At 58.1% G+C, this 676-nt stretch carries 1 protein-coding gene; it reads right to left on the bottom strand.

Going from position 1 to position 676, the window contains the following annotated elements; translation table 11 throughout:
• Window positions 1-676 (bottom strand): ATP-binding cassette domain-containing protein (locus J5224_RS33155; RefSeq protein ID WP_264629147.1); only part of this gene is annotated, 676 nt, incomplete at both ends.

Raw genomic sequence — 676 nt, forward strand, 5'->3', positions numbered from 1 at the left:
TGCTCTGCAACAGGGGCGTATCCGGTTAAATCGATAACGCGCTCGGCTTCTTCCCGTAAAAAAGTTTGGTGACTCACCAGTACGATGGCGCTGTCCGGCAGGTGCTGTTTAAGCTGGCGCAGCAGCGTGCGTGCGCTGGTTTCATCCAGTGCCGAGGTGGTTTCGTCCAGCAACAGTAATTTCGGCTGGTTTAACAGCAGCCGGGCAAACAGTACGCGCTGCTGCTCACCGCCAGACAGTTGTTGTGCCCAGTCGATATCCTGTTCCAGTCGGTCGGACAACGGCATCAACCCGACAACGCTGAGTGCACTGCGGTATTGCTCAACGCTGAATACCTGGTTCGAACGGGGATAGGCGAGCAGCGTATCCAAACGACCGGGAGGCAGATAGCTGCCCTGAGGGATCCAACTGGTGTGAGTATCGTGTTGTACGCTGCCGGTATAGTAGGGCCAATGGCCACTGAGGGTGCGTAACAGCGTGGATTTTCCCAGACCCGATGGCCCGGTAAGCAGCAGTAACTCACCGGCTTGCACGTTAAGCGTAACGCCGGTCAGTAGCGGCGTTTTGTCCGGTGTCATCACCGTCAGTTGCGCACGCAAGCGCGCCGCGCCCTCCGTAGCCTGTGCTGATGGCGTCTCCTCGCCGTCCAACAATACGACGAAGTGGTAAAGCCGCG

Source organism: Candidatus Symbiopectobacterium sp. NZEC135 (assembly GCF_025962695.1).